Annotated in this window: 17 protein-coding genes and 1 other RNA gene; 4 read left to right on the top strand and 14 right to left on the bottom strand. The window is 66.6% G+C overall.

The window, feature by feature from the left end; all coding sequences use genetic code 11:
• Positions 1–119: 119 nt before the first annotated feature.
• The 5 genes from AACL56_RS17245 to AACL56_RS17265 all read right to left on the bottom strand — a co-directional run bounded on the left by AACL56_RS17245 (position 120) and on the right by AACL56_RS17265 (position 4,498).
• A complete protein-coding gene (locus tag AACL56_RS17245) occupies positions 120–1,532 on the bottom strand; it encodes an amidase (RefSeq protein WP_339091031.1) in 1,413 nt (470 codons plus the stop codon).
• Positions 1,533–1,790: 258 nt separating this feature from the next.
• Entirely contained in the window at positions 1,791–2,015 is a 225-nt protein-coding gene (locus tag AACL56_RS17250; RefSeq protein ID WP_339091032.1) for a hypothetical protein, read from the bottom strand.
• Positions 2,016–2,133: 118 nt separating this feature from the next.
• The gene (locus tag AACL56_RS17255) at positions 2,134–3,069 is read right to left on the bottom strand and encodes a helix-turn-helix domain-containing protein (RefSeq protein WP_339091033.1); all 936 of its coding nucleotides are present in this window, start codon (positions 3,067–3,069) and stop codon (positions 2,134–2,136) included.
• Between the two features lie 142 nt (positions 3,070–3,211).
• Positions 3,212–3,661, bottom strand: coding sequence for a ribonuclease HI (rnhA, locus tag AACL56_RS17260; RefSeq protein WP_339091034.1), 450 nt, complete (start codon positions 3,659–3,661; stop codon positions 3,212–3,214).
• A 66-nt stretch (positions 3,662–3,727) separates the two neighbouring features.
• Positions 3,728–4,498 (bottom strand): class I SAM-dependent methyltransferase, encoded by a 771-nt coding sequence (locus AACL56_RS17265; RefSeq protein WP_339091035.1) that lies wholly within the window; start codon positions 4,496–4,498, stop codon positions 3,728–3,730.
• Here AACL56_RS17265 and gloB point away from each other — a divergent pair.
• A complete protein-coding gene (gene gloB / locus AACL56_RS17270; protein WP_339091036.1) occupies positions 4,497–5,276 on the top strand; it encodes a hydroxyacylglutathione hydrolase in 780 nt (259 codons plus the stop codon). The two genes, AACL56_RS17265 and gloB, sit on opposite strands and share 2 nt — an antisense overlap.
• The gene (locus tag AACL56_RS17275; protein WP_339091037.1) at positions 5,273–6,877 is read left to right on the top strand and encodes a transglycosylase SLT domain-containing protein; all 1,605 of its coding nucleotides are present in this window, start codon (positions 5,273–5,275) and stop codon (positions 6,875–6,877) included. Before gloB ends, AACL56_RS17275 begins: the two co-directional genes overlap by 4 nt.
• 45 nt (positions 6,878–6,922) lie before the next feature.
• Here the strand turns inward: AACL56_RS17275 and AACL56_RS17280 are convergent, their stop codons facing one another.
• The 8 genes from AACL56_RS17280 to dnaX all read right to left on the bottom strand — a co-directional run bounded on the left by AACL56_RS17280 (position 6,923) and on the right by dnaX (position 14,455).
• Complete coding sequence (locus AACL56_RS17280) at positions 6,923–8,104, bottom strand: low temperature requirement protein A (protein WP_339091038.1); 1,182 nt, start codon at positions 8,102–8,104, stop codon at positions 6,923–6,925.
• Positions 8,105–8,138: 34 nt separating this feature from the next.
• Positions 8,139–8,975, bottom strand: a complete 837-nt coding sequence (locus AACL56_RS17285) for an ABC transporter permease (RefSeq protein WP_339091039.1) — start codon at positions 8,973–8,975, stop codon at positions 8,139–8,141.
• Complete coding sequence (locus AACL56_RS17290; RefSeq protein ID WP_339091040.1) at positions 8,975–9,790, bottom strand: ABC transporter ATP-binding protein; 816 nt, start codon at positions 9,788–9,790, stop codon at positions 8,975–8,977. The genes AACL56_RS17285 and AACL56_RS17290 overlap by 1 nt, the downstream gene beginning before the upstream one ends.
• A 55-nt stretch (positions 9,791–9,845) precedes the next feature.
• A complete protein-coding gene (locus AACL56_RS17295) occupies positions 9,846–10,883 on the bottom strand; it encodes an ABC transporter substrate-binding protein (protein WP_339091041.1) in 1,038 nt (345 codons plus the stop codon).
• Positions 10,884–11,035: 152 nt separating this feature from the next.
• Positions 11,036–11,428 (bottom strand): MAPEG family protein, encoded by a 393-nt coding sequence (locus AACL56_RS17300; protein ID WP_339091042.1) that lies wholly within the window; start codon positions 11,426–11,428, stop codon positions 11,036–11,038.
• A 16-nt stretch (positions 11,429–11,444) separates the two neighbouring features.
• The gene (gene recR, locus AACL56_RS17305) at positions 11,445–12,035 is read right to left on the bottom strand and encodes a recombination mediator RecR (protein ID WP_339091043.1); all 591 of its coding nucleotides are present in this window, start codon (positions 12,033–12,035) and stop codon (positions 11,445–11,447) included.
• A gap of 115 nt (positions 12,036–12,150) precedes the next feature.
• A complete protein-coding gene (locus AACL56_RS17310; RefSeq protein ID WP_007836669.1) occupies positions 12,151–12,483 on the bottom strand; it encodes a YbaB/EbfC family nucleoid-associated protein in 333 nt (110 codons plus the stop codon).
• Between the two features lie 73 nt (positions 12,484–12,556).
• The gene (dnaX, locus tag AACL56_RS17315) at positions 12,557–14,455 is read right to left on the bottom strand and encodes a DNA polymerase III subunit gamma/tau (protein ID WP_339091044.1); all 1,899 of its coding nucleotides are present in this window, start codon (positions 14,453–14,455) and stop codon (positions 12,557–12,559) included.
• Between the two features lie 179 nt (positions 14,456–14,634).
• Here dnaX and ffs point away from each other — a divergent pair.
• Together ffs and AACL56_RS17325 are read left to right on the top strand one after the other, a co-directional pair.
• Positions 14,635–14,731, top strand: an RNA gene (gene ffs / locus AACL56_RS17320) — signal recognition particle sRNA small type.
• A 115-nt stretch (positions 14,732–14,846) separates the two neighbouring features.
• Entirely contained in the window at positions 14,847–16,511 is a 1,665-nt protein-coding gene (locus tag AACL56_RS17325; RefSeq protein WP_339091045.1) for a site-specific integrase, read from the top strand.
• On the opposite strand, the gene AACL56_RS17330 is transcribed toward AACL56_RS17325, so the two are convergent.
• Complete coding sequence (locus tag AACL56_RS17330) at positions 16,496–17,050, bottom strand: hypothetical protein (RefSeq protein ID WP_339091046.1); 555 nt, start codon at positions 17,048–17,050, stop codon at positions 16,496–16,498. The two genes, AACL56_RS17325 and AACL56_RS17330, sit on opposite strands and share 16 nt — an antisense overlap.
• Positions 17,051–17,321 lie beyond the last annotated feature (271 nt).

Consider the following 17,321-nt stretch of genomic DNA (forward strand, 5'->3'; position numbering starts at 1 on the left):
TGTGAAGAGAATGGCTCTGGAAGCGCGTTGGACACAGATACCGAAGTTATCGGCCGGCCGCCGCCGGCGCTTTGCTCACAGTGCCATCGCGATGTGCTGGTTCGGTCAGCCGGTGGCTTTCAGCGCAGCACAGGCGCTCGACGGTGAAAGGCGGTCGCAAGCTGGAAGGCATGCCCCGCACGCAGCAGCGTCGCCTCCGCGAAGGGTCGGCCGATGAGCTGCATGCCGATGGGCAGCCCGTCGGGGTCGAAGCCGCAGGGGACGTTCAGCGAAGGCAGCCCCGTGAGGCTGGCCACGCCCGTGAATTGCATGATGGCCGAGAGCATGTCCTCGGGCTGGCCCGGCACGATCTCCACCGTGGTCTCGCCCAGCGGCGTGGCCGCGAACGGCAGCGAGGGGCAGACGAAGACGTCGACGCTGCGGAAGGCATCGAGGAATTCGGCGCGCAGCAAGGCGCGGTAGCGCTGGGCCTGCAGATAGTGGGTGGCCAGCAGCAATTCGCCCGTCTCCAGGAGCGTGCGCACGTCGTCGCCGTAGTACTGCGGCCGATCGCGCAAGGTGCGCTGGTGGTAGGTGCTGGGCTCGGCCGACTCGATGGTGAGCTGGGCCGAGATGTTGCCGTGGATGTTCCGGATGTCGACGTCCACCAGTTGCGCACCCAGGTCGACGAAGGTGGCCAGCGCTTCCTTCACCGCGTCGTGCACGGGAGTCTGCAGGTGCTCGAAGAAGTAGCCCGGCACCACGCCGATGCGCAGTTGCCTGCAGCCGTCGGCCAGGTCCTTCAGGCAGTCGTCGGTGGCACGTTGTGCGCTGCCGGCGTCCTTGGCGTCGAAGCCGGCGATCGCGCCGAACATGAGCGCGCAGTCTTCCACCGTGCGCGTCATGGGGCCGACCGTGTCCATGCTCCAGGCGAGCGGCACCACGCCATGGTTGCTCACGCGGCCGTAGGTCGGGCGCAGGCCGACGATGCCGTTGACCGCCGAGGGCAGGCGGATCGAACCGCCCGTGTCCGTGCCGATGGCACCGAAGCACAAACGCGCCGCCACCGCCACGGCCGAACCGCCGCTGGAGCCCGCGGGAAAGCGGTCCGTGTCCCATGGGTTGCACACCGCGCCGTAGTGCGGGTTGGCCGAGGTGCCGCCCCAGGCGAATTCGTGCATGTTGGTCTTGCCGATGAACACGGCACCCGCCTGCCGCAGCCGCGTGGCGACGGTGGCGTCGACCTCGGGCAGCCAGTCGGCGAGCACCTTGCTGCCGGCCGTGGTGCGCGTGCCGCGCACGGCGATGTTGTCCTTCAGCGCGATCGGGACGCCCTGCAGCGGGCCGAGTTCGTGGCCCGCCCCCGACAGCAGCTCGGCCGCGCGCGCCACCTGCATCGCCTGCTCCTCGAACACGGTGATGAAGGACTTGAGCACACCGTCGTGCTGTCGGATGCGCGCAAGCGAAGCCCCGACCAGTTCGACCGGCGACACCTTGCGCTCGCGCACCAGGCGCGCTGCCTGCGAAAGCGTGAGTTCGAGAAGTTCGCTCATCGAAGTGCCTCCGCGCTTCGCGCTGCGGTGCGAGCTTGCTTGGGGCGGCCCGGCGCGGCGCTCATTGAAAGACCTCCGCGCTTCGCGCTGCGGTGCGCAGCTTGCTTGGGGCGGCCCGGCGCGGCGCTCATTGGAAGACCTCCGCGCTTCGCGCTGCGGTGCGAGCTTGCTTGGGGCGGCCCGGCGCGGCGCTCATTGGAAGACCTCCGCGCTTCGCGCTGCGGTGCGAGCTTGCTTGGGAGCGGCCCGGCGCGGCGCTCATGCCGCGTCCTCCGGCTGTTCATGCGCGTGCACGAAGACGGTCACGGGCATCAGCGCCTGGTGCGCGGGATCGCTCATCTTGCGGCTGAGTTCGTTGGCGGCGGCGATCCAGGCGGACAGGATCGGCTCGACCGCCGCGAGGCGATCGGCGCCAAGGTTCAGTGCGGCCGCGCGGGCCAGCGCCGCGACATCGGGCCGGTCGGCGGGGGGTGGGGTTTGCATCGTCGTCTCCATGCGTGAAGGGTTGGCTTCACGATAGGGAGCGACGGCAACGAGGGCTTGGCTGCCAGAGCCAATCCGATGGACTGGAACCGCCAGACGCGCACGGTTCCGTGCGGGCTCAGTGCCGGCGCAGCAGCGTCTGCGGCGTCACGCCGTATGCTTTCTTGAAGACCCTGCAGAAGTGCGACATGTCGCTGAAGCCGTGCTGGAACGCCGCCTGCGTGACCTGCCGCACGCGCCCTTCCATCAGCGCGCGGTGGCTGGCCTCGAGCCGCTGGCGCCACAGCCACTGGATCGGCGTGGTGCCTTGTTCGGCGAACACCCGCGCCAGCGTGCGGGCCGAAACGTTCTGCGCGCGGGCGATCTGCTCGACGTCGAGCTCGCAGTCGTCCAGGTGCGCGGCGATGTAGTCGCGCGTCTTCTGGAACAGCACGCCGTGCGCGGAACGCCCCGCATCGGTGCCCGCCGTCTGTACCTGCAGCACGGTGGAGAGCATGTCGAGCAGGGAACTCGCCAGGCTGGCCTGCATGCCGTCGAGCCCCGACAGCTCGAGCGCCACCGCCTCGCGGATCATGGTGCCCAGCAGCCGGGCCACGGGATGGCCGTCGGCCAGGTGCATGGCTGTGAGTTGGTGCGCGTCGGGGACGCGGCACAGCAGCTGCTTACGCGGAATGCGCACCAGCAGCGCCGACTCGGGCGCGAGGTCGAAAGTGAAGGGCCGCGCGGCGTCGTACAGCACGATGTCGCCGTTGCGCTGCACCACGCTTCGCCCCGACTGCGACAGCACGCCCTGGCCCGAGACCATCAGGCTGAGCATGAAGTCTTCATTGGGGCCGCTGCGCAGGTGCTGGGCATCGCGCTCCCACAGGCAGCGCGGCGAAGACATCTCGGCGAGCGTGAGGTTGCCGATGGAACGCACCGAGAAGCGCGCGTTGAAATGCGAGCGATCGGGCACCATGGTCCGGGTGGGAATGAAGTGCCCGCAGACCACGCCGCTCCAGTAGTCGAAGCGCTGGCTGGGGTCGACCGCGTCGGTGGAGTAGTCGAGGTTCATGGTGCTGCGATTGAGTGAATGGCTGCGGGGCGGAACCGCCCAAAACCGACCGGTGGCGCTCGATCGCGCCGAAGATCACTCTAGCAACATCCATGCCCCTTGCGCAGGGGTTTGACCCGGGGACGAGCCGCCCCGGGGCCGGTCAGAGCCGCCCGAGCGCCTTGTCCACGCCCTTGTTGGCCAGCATGTCGGCGCGCTCGTTGCCCGGGTCGCCCGAGTGGCCCTTGACCCAGCGCCATTCGATCTGGTGGCCGCCCTCGCTCACCAGCTTGTCGAGCCGCTGCCAGAGCTCGACGTTCTTCACGGGCTGCTTGGTGGACGTGACCCAGCCCTTCGCCTTCCATCCCCGAATCCATTCGGTGATGCCCATGCGCACATACTGGCTGTCGAGGTAGAGCAGCACCTTGCAGGGCCGCTTCAGCGCACCCAGGCCTTCGATGACGGCGGTGAGCTCCATGCGGTTGTTGGTGGTGTTGAGTTCACCGCCGAACAGTTCCTTCTCGGTGGGGCCCGACTTGAGCCAGGCGCCCCAGCCGCCGGGGCCGGGGTTGCCCTTGCACGCGCCATCGGTGTAGATCACGACTTCGGTCAAACTGACTTTTCCTTCTTCATTCGATCGGGCGATTGTCGATGCATCGGGGCGGCCCCGGGCGCACGCTCAGAGTTCGCCGCGCTCGTTGCGATGCACCTTGCCGGCGATCGGCACGGGCGCCGTGGCGCGGGCGCCGGTGCGGCGCCAGTCGGCGCTCAGCAGCCGCATGCCGCGAACGCGCTTCACCGCCACCAGGAAGTAGGCCGCGCCGAAGATCGGCCACCAGCGCTCGCCGGCGGCGTCCATCCATCGCGCGCGCTCCAGCCAGGCCTCGCTGCGAACCGCCGGGCGGTAGATGCCGAAACGGCCCGACTCCACCTCGAAACTCAGCAGGCGCAGCCAGTCGCGCATGCGCCAGTAGCCGATGAACTCGCCGCCTTCGGGCAGGTACAGGTCGCCGACGCCCAGGCGGCGGTAGAGGTGGGCGCGCCGCTGCCGCATGCCCCAGAGGCTGGCCGGGTTGAGCCCGCAGATCACCACGCGCCCCTCGGGCACCAGTACCCGCTCGACCTCGCGCAGCGTGGCATGCGGATCGGGACTGAGTTCGAGTGCATGGGGCAGCACCACGAGGTCGAGGCTGTTGGCGGCGAATGGCAGGGCCGCGAAGTCGGCCAGCAGCGTCGCCTTGCCGGGGCGCATCGGATCGTCGAGGGCCAGCCAGCGGTGCGGCATGCGGTTGGTGCGCAGGCCGTCGACCTCGGCGGCGCCCAGCTGCAGTGCGTGATAGCCGAACACGTCGGCCACCGCCTGGTCGAACTGGGCTTGCTCCCAAGCCAGCAGGTAGCGGCCCGGAGGGGTCGCGAACCAATCATGCAAACCTATAATTTGACCGCTCATGACCCTTGTTCCGCTGCCCGCCTTCGCCGACAACTACATCTGGATGCTGCACGACGGGCGCCACGCCATCGTGGTGGATCCGGGCGATGCCCAGCCGGTGTTCGACGCGCTGGCGCGCCACAAGCTGCAGCTGGCCGCGATTCTAGTCACGCACCACCATGCGGATCACACGGGCGGCGTGGCGGCATTGCACGCGGCCACCGGTGCCAGGGTCTGGGGCCCTGCGCGCGAACGCATCCCCGAGCCCTTCACCCCGCTGTCGCATGGCGACGTGGCAGAGGCGCTGGGACTGCGCTTCCAGGTCATCGACGTGCCGGGCCACACGGCTGGCCACATTGCCTACTTCCTTCCCGCGGCGCCCTCACAGGCGCCGCTTCTCTTCTGTGGCGACACGCTGTTCTCCGGCGGCTGCGGCCGGCTGTTCGAAGGCACGCCGGCGCAGATGCTGTCGTCGCTCGACGCACTCTCCGCGCTGCCTGGCGACTCGCGTGTCTGCTGCGCCCACGAATACACACTTGCTAACCTGCGTTTCGCCCTCGCGGTGGAACCGGGCAACGGCGAACTGACTCAGTACAACGCGCGCTGCGAAAGCCTGCGCGCGCAGGGGCAGCCCACGCTGCCGTCGCAACTGGCCATCGAACGCCAGATCAACCCTTTTCTTCGCAGCCGCGAAGCCACTGTCCTTAGAGCGGTGCGTGCCCACGCCGAGCTGGCTGCCGATGCAGCCGATGCCGACGTGTTCGCCGCACTGCGCCAATGGAAAAACGACTTCCGATGAAATTTTTCGCTGCCACCTGCCTCGCAGGTTCACTGGTGCTCGCGGGCTGCGCGGGCACGAACACCAACAGCTCCTCCCCTTCTTCGTCATCCCAGGCCGGCGGCACCGGCGCCAGGGTCGCCGGCAACGCGGCACCGGTCTATCCGCGTGATGCCCTCTCCCCGCTCGCCAATGGACAGGCCCGCTCGACGAGCGTCGTCACCCTCGCACCGCCGGTCGACATGTGGGACCGCATCCGACGCGGCTTCAAGATGCCCAACCTCGACAGCGACCTGGTGCGCGACCGCGAGCAGTGGTATTCGAGCCGGCCCGACTACATCCAGCGCATGACGGCGCGCTCGGACAAGTACATCTTCCACATCGTCGAGGAACTCGAGCGCCGCAACATGCCGACCGAACTCGCGCTGCTGCCGTACATCGAGAGCGCGTTCAACCCGCAGGCCGTGTCCAGCGCGCGTGCGGCGGGCATGTGGCAGTTCATGCCGGCCACCGGCACCGACTTCGACCTGAAGCAGAACATCTTCCGCGACGACCGCCGCGACGTGGTCGCCTCGACCCGCGCCGCGCTCGACTACCTGCAGAAGCTCTACGGCATGTTCGGCGACTGGCAACTGGCGCTGGCCGCCTACAACTGGGGCGAAGGCAGCGTGAGCCGCGCCATCGCGAAGAACCAGCGCCTGGGTCTGCCCACCACCTACAGCGACCTCACCATGCCGGCCGAGACGCGCCTGTACGTGCCCAAGCTGCAGGCCGTGAAGAACATCGTGGCCAATCCGCAGGCCTTCAACACCGAGCTGCCGGTGATCGCCAACCACCCGTACTTCCAGACGGTCACGCTCACGCGCGACCTCGACGTCGAACTTGCCGCCAAGCTGGCCGACGTGCGGCTGGAAGACTTCCGCGCGCTCAATCCCGCCGCGCACAAGCCGGTGCTGCTGGCCGCCGGCACGCCGCAGATCCTGCTGCCATGGGACAACGCGGCCGTGTTCCAGCGCAACTTCGACGCCTACTCGCAAGGCCAGTACGCCAGCTGGACCGCCTGGGTCGTGCCCAGCACGATGACGGTGGCCGACGCTGCGCAACGCTCGGGCATGAGCGAGAACGACCTGCGGGCGCTCAACAACGTGCCGCCGCGCATGCTGATCAAGGCTGGCTCCACGCTGATCGTGCCGCGCGGTGCGCGCGTGAAGGAAGACGTGGCCGCCGTGGTGGCCGACGAAGGCCACCTGGCCTTCCAGCCCGAGATCGTCACGCGCCGCACCACCGTGAAGGCCGGCCGCGCCGACAGCGTGGCCACCATCGCACGGCGCTACAACCTCAAGCCCTCCGCCGTGGCCGAGTGGAACGACGTCAACACCAACCATGCGTTCAAGCGCGGCTACAGCGTGGTGGTCTACCTGCCGATTCGCGCAAGCTCAGCGGCCCGCGTGGGCAGCGGCATCCGCCCCGTGGCGCACACGGTGGCGTCATCGAAGCGCGGCGCAGCGCCGTCGAGGGCCGCAGCGCCCAGGGGCTCCAACGTTGCCAAGGTGCCCGCGAGCAGCAAGCAGCAGATCGTGCGCGAGAAGCGCGGCGGCACGCCGTCGAAGAAGAAGCGCTGATCCGGGAGAAGCGCTGATCCGGGCAACGTCCCGGCGCGTCTTCTTTCAATGCGCCGAGGCGGCTTGCGCCCTGCGGCGCACCACGGCCTCGAGCGCTGCCACGGCAACCATGATGACCGTGGTCAGCGCTCCCACCACCATCACCGTGAGGTGCGACGCGAACACGGCAAGCACCGCCAGCAGGCCCAGCCCGTAGAGGTGCGATTGCGGCGTGAAGCCGCGCACCACGCGCTTGAACAGCGCATTGCCGAAGAGGTACAGCGCCGGCCCGCCGATGAGCGCGCCCAGGTACTTGAGTTCGGCATGGTGCGAGCCTTCGCCGATGGTGAGCTCGTCCGCCACCGCGCAGACGATGATGCCCGCCACCAGGATCACGTGCGTGTAGTGAAACCTGGCGCCGACGGCTCCCGGGTCCGCGGCATGCTCGATGACGTGGGTGGCTTCCTTCGCGCTGGTGTCGAAGTACATCCACCACATCGCCAGGCTGCCGGCAAAGCCCACCAGCAGCGCGAACAGGTCGACGGCATGCCATTCGACGTGATGGCCAAAGGCGATCCCGGTGGCCAGCACCGATTCGCCCAGCGCCACGATCACGAACAGCTGGCAGCGCTCGGCGAGATGCCCGCCGTCGATCGTCCATTCACGGGTCGACGAACGCCCCAGGCCCGGAAAGCGCAGGCCCACCATCGGCGCGATGTATTCGCACAGCACGCCGGCGAACCACAGCGCCAGGCGCACCTGCCCTTCGGCAAGACCCCCGGCGATCCAGAATGCGCCGGCCACGCAGTTCCAGGCGAGCAGGCGGCGGAAGTTCGGCGTGAGCGGGTCGTTCGGGCCGATCGCCACCAGCATGCAGAAGGTGCGCCCCGCCTGGATGCCGACGAAGCACAGCGCGAACACCAGGCCGCGTTCCGCGAAGGCTCCCGGCAAGGCGGAGGCCATCACCATGGCCAGCAGCATGATCGCGAAGAGCACGCCGCGAACGCGCAGCGTGCCGGGGTTGAACCAGTTGGTGGTCCAGGCCGTGTACTGCCAGCCCAGCCACACCGCGAACCACATCACCAGCGTCTGGAGCGCGCCCGACAGCGTGAGGTGGTCCAGCAGGTAGTGGGACAGCTGGGTGACGGAGAACGCGTAGACCAGGTCGAAGAACAGCTCTTCGTTCGAGACCCTGGCCGCCTCGTCGCGCGAGCGCAAGGTCGTGGCGCGCTTGTGTTCGTGGCTCATCGGTCTCCCCCGTGGATGGTTGCAACGGCGTGCGCTACAGCTTCTCGGTTTCGCCGCTCCTCGGCTGCCACTTCATGAGGCGCCGCTCGACCACGCCCACGATGCCGTCGAGCACCAGCGCGAACGCGGTGAGCACCACGATCCCCGCGAACACGGTGTTGACGTCGAAGGTGCCCTCGGCCTGCAGGATCAGGTAGCCCACGCCGCGCGCGGAGCCCAGGTATTCGCCCACCACCGCGCCCACGAAGGCCAGGCCCACCGACGTGTGCAGGCTCGAGAACACCCAGCTCGTGGCGCTCGGCAGGTACACGGTGCGCAGCAGCTGGCGCTGGTTGGCGCCGAGCATCTTCGCGTTGGCCAGCACCACCGGGCTCACCTCGCGCACGCCCTGGTAGACGTTGAAGAACACGATGAAGAACACCAGCGTGACCGCCAGCGCCACCTTGCTCCAGATGCCCAGGCCGAACCACAGCGCGAAGATCGGCGCGAGGATCACACGCGGCATCGAGTTGGCGGCCTTGATGTACGGGTCGAGGATCAGGCTCGCAGTTGGCGCGAGCGCCAGCCAGAGCCCGCAGGCGAGCCCGAGCACCGTGCCGATGCCGAAGGCCAGCACCGTCTCCAGCAGCGTCGTGCCCAGGTGCGTGTAGATGTCCGCGTTGCCCTTGAGCCCTTCCGGAAAGAGCGCGTTGGCGGGCACCTCGAACGGCAGGAACCAGCTCCAGATGCGGCCCGCCACCTGGACCGGCTCGCCGAGGAAGAAAGCGAACTGCTGGTTGCGCGAAGCGAGGTGCCACGCCACCAGGATCACCACCAGCAGCGCCAGTTGCCAGAACCGGGCGTTGCGTTCGTTGAGTCCGGGACGGGTCATCACGCGGCCTTCTTCAGTTGCTGCGCATAGCCCTTGAGCACTTCGTCGCGCAGCACCTCCCAGATCTGGGTGTGCAGCTCGACGAAGCGCGGTTGCGTGCGCACCTCGGCCACGTCGCGCGGGCGCGGGAGGTCGATCGCGAACTCGCCGATGGGATGCGTGGCCGGCCCGGCCGACAGCACCACCACGCGGTCGCTCATGGCAATGGCCTCGTCGAGGTCGTGCGTGATGAAGAGCACCGCCTTCTTCTTCGCGCTCCAGAGGTCGAGCACTTCGTTCTCCATCAGCTGTCGCGTCTGGATGTCGAGCGCGCTGAAAGGCTCGTCCATGAGGATGATGTCGGGGTCGAGCACCAGCGTCTGTGCCAGCGCCACGCGCTTGCGCATGCCGCCGGAGAGCTGGTGCGGGTAGCGGTCGCCGAAGCCCGCGAGGCCCACGCGCGACAGCCAGGCTTCGGCCTGCTCGCGTGCCTGCGCATCGGGCACGCCGCGGTACTGCAGACCCACCATCACGTTGTCGACGGCGCTGCGCCAGGGCATGAGCGCCTCCGTCTGGAACATGTAGCCGGCGCGCGTGTTGATGCCAGAGAGCGTCTGGCCGAACACCTTCACCGTGCCCGACGACGGCTCCAGCAGTCCCGCTCCCACGTTCAGCAGCGTCGACTTGCCGCAGCCGGTGGGACCGACGACCGAGACGAACTCCCCTGCCCCGATGCGCAGCGTGGTGTCGGCCACCGCCGTGTAGCGCTGGCCGGGGTCGTCCTTCGACCGGAACGTGCAGCTGATGGAAATGAATTCGAGTGCGTGGTCGTGCATCGTCGGACGGGGCAGAAAAAACCCGGCCGAGGCCGGGTCGCGGGGACGTTCGGAATCAGGCTTTGAACCTGTCTTTCGCGCGCCGGGCAAAATCGTTGGTGTACGTCTTGGCGAGGTCGATCTTGTCGGCCTTCACGCTGGGATCGAAACTCGAGATCGCGGTGAGTGCGGTCTTCGGGCCGTCGGCCGGCACGAGGCCGTCGGTGGCGATCGATTCGCGCACCTTGTCGAACGACGCGAGGTACAGCGCGCGGTCGCCGAGCAGGTAGGTTTCGGGCACGGTCTTGATGATGTCGCCGGGGCCGGCCGTCTGCAGCCACTTCAGGCCGTGCACGATGGCATTGGCCAGCGCCTGGCAGGTGTTGGGATTCTTCTGGATGAACTCGCTCGACGCATACAGGCAGGCGGCCGGCATGGTGCCGCCGAACACCTGCTGCGTGCCCTTGAGCGTGCGCGTGTCGCTGATGATCTTCACGTCGCCCTTCTGTTCGAGCATCGTCATCACCGGGTCGGTGTTGCTGATGGCGTCGATCTGGCCCGAGCGCAACGCAGTGAGCGCGCCCGCCGCGACACCCACGCCGATGAAGCTCACATCGCTCGCCTTCAGGCCGCCGCGCGACAGCACGAGGTTGGCCACCATGTTGGTCGACGAGCCCGGCGCCGAGACGCCGATCTTCTTGCCCTTGAGGTCGGCGATGCCGGTGTAGCCTGCCATGTTCTTGGTCGACACGCCCACCGCGATCTGCGGCGCGCGCCCCTGCAGCACGAAGGCCTGGAAGAACTGGTTCTTGGCCTGCAGGTTGATGGTGTGCTCGTAGGCGCCCGAGCACACATCGGCCGAGCCGCCGACCACCGCCTGCAGCGCGCGCGCACCGCCTGCGAAGTCGGAGATTTCGACGTCGAGCCCTTCGGCCTTGAAGTAGCCGAGCTGCTCGGAGATCGTGAGAGGGAGGTAGTAGAACGCCGCCTTGCCGCCGACCGCGATGGAGATCTTCGTCTTCTCCAGCTTTGCCTGTTGCGCAAAGACACGCGGCAGCGCGATGGTTGCGGCAGCGACGGCGGAAGCGGAAATGAGGGTGCGGCGATGAAGCATGAAACGGTGTGCCTGAAACTGTGCCCGTGGGCTCTGTGAATCCTGTGGACGGAATCGAGCTTAGGGGGCACACCACACCGCTGCATCGGGGTCATCCCGTGCGGGTTTTTACGTAAACACGAAGGCCTCTCCGAGAAGCCTTCGCCCAAGGGTCAGCGCGCCAGAAAAAGTATCGCGACGTTGACCAGAAAAGCGAGAGCCCATACGGCGCTGCGTACGCTGCCGATGCCCTTGATGTAGACCGCGATGTAGATCGCGCGCAGCACCACGTAGGCCACGGCGAGCATGTCGAGACGCGACTGCGATGCGCCGAGCTGGTGTGCGATGACCACCGCGCCGATGAAGAACGGCAGGCCTTCGAAGCTGTTGGCCTGCGCACTGTTGGCACGCGCGCGCCAGCCGCTCTGCTTCGCGGCCCAGTCGCGCGGATGTTCGTTGTCGCGCGGGCCGAAGCTGCCGGCCTTGGCGGCCCATGCCGCGAGATAAGGCAGGCCGCAGGCAACGAAAACGCACCAGTAGGCGACGGTGAGCAGCGAGAAGGTCATGGGTGATGGAGCTTTGTCAGCGGCGATCGACCAGCGCGTGCGCGATGGTGCCGAGATCGACGTATTCGAGTTCGCTGCCTGCAGGCACGCCGCGCGCAAGGCGCGTGACGACCAGGCCGCGCTGCTTGAGTCCTTCGCCGATCACGTGCGCGGTGGCTTCGCCCTCGGCGGTGAAGTTGGTGGCAAGGATCACCTCCGTCACGGTGCCGTCGAGTGCGCGGTTGAAGAGCTTCTGCAGGCCGATGTCGTTGGGTCCGATGCCATCGAGTGGACTCAGCTTGCCCATCAGCACGAAGTAGTAGCCGCGAAACGCCCCGGTGCGCTCGAGCGCGGCCTGGTCCGCCGGTGTCTCGACCACGCAGAGCTTGGTCACGTCACGGCGAGAGTCCATGCAGACGCTGCAGATCGGCGCCTCGGTGAAGGTGTTGCAGAGTTCGCAATGGCGCACGTTGCCCGCCGCCTGCTGCAGCGCGCGCGCAAGCAGCTGCGCTCCGTCACGGTCGTGCTGCAGCAGGTGGAAAGCCATGCGCGAGGCCGACTTGACACCCACACCCGGCAGGCGACGCAGCGCGTCGACGAGAGCGTCGAGTGAACTGGCGTCCGCCATGTCAGCCGCGCCTTTCGCCATGGCACCGCGCAACCGGCTTCGCCGGACCGCAGGTGCTGCGCCCGGCGCGAACGCCGGCGATCGCGCGAACTGGACAAGCCCTGGAGAGGGTCATTCAGAACGGCAGTTTCATGCCGGGCGGCAGGCCGGGCATGCCGGCGGTGAGCTTGCCCATCTTCTGCTCGCTGGTTTCCTCTGCCTTGCGCACTGCGGCGTTGAAGGCTGCGGCCACCAGATCCTCGAGCATGTCCTTGTCGTCTGCCAGCAGGCTGGGGTCGATGGTGATGCGCTTGACGTCGTGCTTGCAGGTCATGACGACCTTGACGAGGCCGGCACCGGACTCGCCTTCGACCTCGATGTGCGCCAGTTCTTCCTGGGCCTTCTTGAGGTTGTCCTGCATTGCCTGCGCCTGCTTCATGAGGCCGGCGAGTTGTCCTTTGTTGAACATCGTGTGGTCCTGGTCGGTTGAGATGGGTTGAAAAAGGGAAGGATAAGAGAGTCGGGAGCCGCCGTCGAAGCGCTCAGACGGGCTTCAGCGAACCGGGGACGATCTTCGCGTCGAAGTCGCGCATCAGCGCCTGCACCTCGGGGTCGCTCAGGATGGCCTCTTCGGCCACGCGCTGGCGCTCCTCGGCGGCCTGCTTGTTGCGTCGCGCAGGGCTGTCGACCACGCCGCCGATCTCGATGGCCAGCTTCACGCTGTGCCCGATGGCGCCGAGCGCCAGGGTGAGTTTTTCGCGGCTCGACGGCTGGTTGAGTGTCTCGCGCTCGATGCGCAGCATCCATTGGTCGGTGTCGCGCCCGACGAGCTGCGACTGCAGCGCCAGTTCGCGCGCGAGCGCAGTGATCGCCTCGGCCGCGACCAGCTGCGTGACGGTGGCGTACCAGAAGTCGCCGTCTTCGCTGGCCGGAATGGGGGTGAAGGGGCGTGGCCTGTCGGCGCTTGGTTCGTCGCGCGCGCCGGGAGGCGGCTGGACACGGATCGGCACGCCGACGACCTTGGCAGGTGCATCCTGCGCTGCCGCACGCGGATCGGCGTGGCGCGGCTCGTCGACCACTGCGAGGCGGTGGCCGGCCGGAACCGGCGCGACGGAGGGAACAGGCGCAGCAACCGGCGGCACTTCGACGGGTGAATGCGTTGCGACGGGCGGCGTTGCTACTGGCGGCGATGTGGCGGCGATCGGAGCCGGCGTCGCAGGAGGCCGGGGCACCGGCGGCGGCGGTGCGGCACGCTCGGGCGCATGCTGCGGCACAGCCGCAGCTTCATTCAGAGTTTTTTTTTCCGTGGAAGCCGTCGAAGCAGCCGCGTTGGAGGGCTTGAACGCCAGCAGCCGCAGCAGCACCATCGTCAGTGCGGCGTATTCATCGGGCGCCAGGCCCAGTTCGCCGCGGCCGTGCAGGCACAGGCTGTAGAGCAGTTGCGTCTCGTCGGCCGGCATCAGCGCAGCGAGACGCGCAGTGTCGGCCCCGTCGGGATCGGTGGCGGCATCGGCCGACTCGGCACGCGATGGCACGGCCTGCAGCACCGCCATGGCTTGCAGCACCGCTGTCATTTCCTCGAGGGTGGACGCCGCGGACATGCCGTCGACGCGCAGCGCCTCCGATGTCTCGACGACCGTCTTGCCGTCGCCTTGCGCGAGTGCCTCGATGAGGCGGAACACATGGCCGCGATCGACGCTGCCGAGCATCTGCCGGACCCCCGCTTCGACCAATTCGCCGTTGCCGAAGGCGATGGCCTGGTCGGTGAGCGACAGCGCGTCGCGCATCGAGCCGCGGGCCGCACGTGCCAGCAGGCGCAATGCTTGCGACTCCGCGGGCACCTGTTCGGCCTGCAGCACTGCCGTGAGGTGCTCGAGCACCGTCTCGGGTGCCATCGGCCGCAGGTTGAACTGCAGGCAGCGCGAAAGCACCGTCACAGGCACCTTCTGCGGATCGGTCGTGGCCAACACGAACTTGAGGTACTCCGGCGGCTCCTCGAGCGTCTTGAGCATCGCGTTGAACGCGGTGTTCGTGAGCATGTGCACTTCGTCGATCATGAAGACCTTGAAGCGTCCCTGCACCGGCTTGTAGACCGCCTGCTCGAGCAGCGATTGCACCTCGTCGACGCCGCGGTTGGAGGCCGCATCGAGTTCGGTGTAGTCCACGAAGCGGCCGGCGTCGATGTCGCGGCAGGCCTGGCAGACACCGCACGGCGTGGCCGTGATCCCGCCCTGCCCGTCGGGCCCCTGGCAGTTCAGCGACTTCGCCAGGATGCGCGACACCGTGGTCTTCCCAACGCCCCGCGTACCGGTGAAAAGATAGGCGTGATGCAGGCGCTGCGTCGTCAACGCGTTCTCGAGGGCTTGCACCACATGCCCCTGGCCGACCATCTCAGCGAAGGTTTTCGGACGGAACTTGCGAGCGAGCACGAGATAGGACATTGCGGGCATTCTAAAAGGCACAGGCGGCCGATCCGGCCGGGCCTGCAAGAAACGCCATGCATCTGCTCCCGCTGCGCAGGTGCGCCACGTGCGGCCGCCCGAGCCGGCAGCCCTGCCCTCGAAAGGGGGTTCGCGAAGCGGCGCGAGGCGAGCGAAGACTGAGGGTTAGAATGCGACCTGACGGGCCTCCCTGCATGGTGAAGTGGCCAACCGGGTCAGGTGGGGAACCAAGCAGCCCTAACTGCGTAGTCAGTGCCAGGGGTAAGGCTCGTCAACCTAACATCAAAAAGCCGTGAGTTCTCAAGAACTTACGCGCTGACAAGGGGTTACGAGCCCCAGTCTGTAGAACCTAACTGTAGAACCTCGCACAGCCATGACCTTGGAGAAAGACATGGCAGGCACCCTTACGGGTTTGAATCGGCGAGGCTCACGGTGGTATCTCAACATCGTTGTATGGCCCGACCTTCGCGAGGTCTACGGCAAGCGAGCGATGAACATCGCGCTTGGCACCAGCGACCGACGAGAGGCCACCCTATTGGGCACGCTGAAGCGGGCCGAATGGCTGGCCGATTTCGAGGCGAAGCGAAGCGAACTCAACCCCTCCCCGGTTGACGCGATAACGCCCGACATGGCTACCCTGCTGGCCGCACGCATCCGCGCCGCTGTCCTGGGCCGGGACGACAACCTCCGTTCTGATCTGCCGTTGCTCGCCGATATGGCCCGCATGCGGCGCAAGAGGGGCGGTTTGAGCATCCCCCAGGCCACCCCTAACGAGCCCCGTATCGATGATTTGAGCGGGGCCACGGAGGAGGAGCGCGAGGAGTTTGCCGACCTGAATGCCTTCTTCGACGGCAAGGCGGCTGTATCACTCGCGGGGCAAAACCTCGCGGCGGTGCTCCCAATGGCGCAGGCAGAGGCGGCAAAGCTCGGGGTCTCGTTCGATGCGAAAACGCCGGGTGCTCGGGAGGCACTACTCGCCTGCTTGAAGGCATACCGCACGGCGCACAAAGAGGTGACCCTGCGGGATGCCGGGGAGGTGGTCGATACACCCGTGGTCCTCTCCAAACCCGAAGCCTTGAAGCCAGCGAAGGCCCGCACCCTGCGCGACGTGTTCTGCAAGTGGAAAACTTCCGGAGACTCAGCCCGCTCCGCCGACTCCATCGCAGTCTATGACCGCGCCCTCAAGCAATTCGAGGGGCAGCACATAGGAATCCCCCTGGAGGCCATCACCCGGGAGATCGGGAACACGTACCGGACATGGCTCCGTGAAAACTGCAACACGACAAAGACCGCACGCGACCGCCTTACGAACATCAAGTCCCTGCTGAAGTTCGCCCATGAGACCCTTGAGTGGATTCCCAAGCAGCCTTGGCGGGGCCTAGACATCAAGACCACGACAACGAACAAGCGCCGTGCGTGGACAGACGATGAACTGAAGACATTGTTCACCGCACCGCTTCACACCGCGTATGCCCTTCCCGATGCTCGTTATGGTGGCCGGGACGCGGCTTACTGGATTCCCCTGATGGGGCTCTACACGGGGACCCGTTTGGGCGAACTCTGCCAATTGCGGACGGCTGACGTACAAAAGGTCGAGGACATCCATGTCCTGGTGCTGACGAACGAGGGTGAAGGACAAAGCATCAAGAGCGATGCAAGCCATCGCAGTGTCCCAATTCACAGCGAACTCATTCGGCTCGGGTTTCTCAAGTACGTGGAGGCGGTCAAAAAGACTCGCAGCAACTCCTTATGGCCCGCCCTGCCCTTGCGCAAAGGAAAGCCGAGCGACTTCTTCGGGCGCTGGTTTGGAGAGCATTGCAAGGCATTGGGCCTCACGCCGACCTTCCACTACCTTCGCCACACGGTGCGCCCGCTGATGCGAAAGGCGGGCCATAGCGAGGGCACCATGGACAAGGTAACCGGGCATAAGACGGTGGGCAGCATCGGCACTACGGTATACGACCACAGGACGCTGCAAGAGGTTCAAGAAGCCGTGGAGGCAATCCAGTACCCTGCCCTAAAGTTGGCCGTTGTGGAGCCTTACGCGGCCTCCTGAGGCATTGCCTTCGGCTTCACCTTGCCGGGGTTCTTCGCTCGCGTGTAATTGAAAGGCGGATACTCAAAATGGTTGGCGTAATACCACCACAGTAGCTGATTCTCCGCCGCGAGCAGGCTTTCGCCGAACACACGATAGTCACAAGTCGAAAGACGGATTGGTCCGTACCCGGCCAGCGTGTGTTCGTTTCGCTTGATCGTCGCGTGATGCGCCGCCCATTGCTGGTATCGGCGCTGGAAGGAATTCTTTGTTTGGCCGATGTACAGAATGTCGCTGCTCCCAACCAAACGCGGCACCTCCCGCTCCGACCGAAAGAGGTAGACAACCCCTTTCCGACGTTCAGCTTCGACGCATGTGAATGCTCTCAGGTAAGCGTCCGCGCTGTGTCCGGTGATCTGCACATCGAAGGTCGTGAAGTGACGCTCCACGGAGTCATAGAAGTTTCCAGAGGTCATTTCTTCCCCACCTGAAGGCGCCTGTAGGGCGACGGGCGGGGGCTCGGGAGTGAATGGCAGCGAAGCGAACAGAGCAGAGGTCATTCAGGGATTTGACCACCTCAGGGGCCACGCCTATCGAGGTGCATATCCTAGGCTGGGGTGCACAGGAGCACTGGCAGAATGCCCAGCCATGAAGTTATCCGTCTCTACGGTCTTGGTCGTGAGTTTGATCGCGCTCCTCGTGTGGTTCGGCTCTGCGCTGGTCCGAGTGGAGAACCAGCGATATGCGCTTCAGGTTGGCCTATGTACTTTCAGCCCGACTGATCCGGTGGTGCTGTCCGATTGCCTTAATAGGGCTGAGACACGCACGGGA

Source organism: Variovorax paradoxus, assembly GCF_902712855.1.
GTDB classification, from domain to species: Bacteria; Pseudomonadota; Gammaproteobacteria; order Burkholderiales; family Burkholderiaceae_C; genus Variovorax; species Variovorax paradoxus_Q.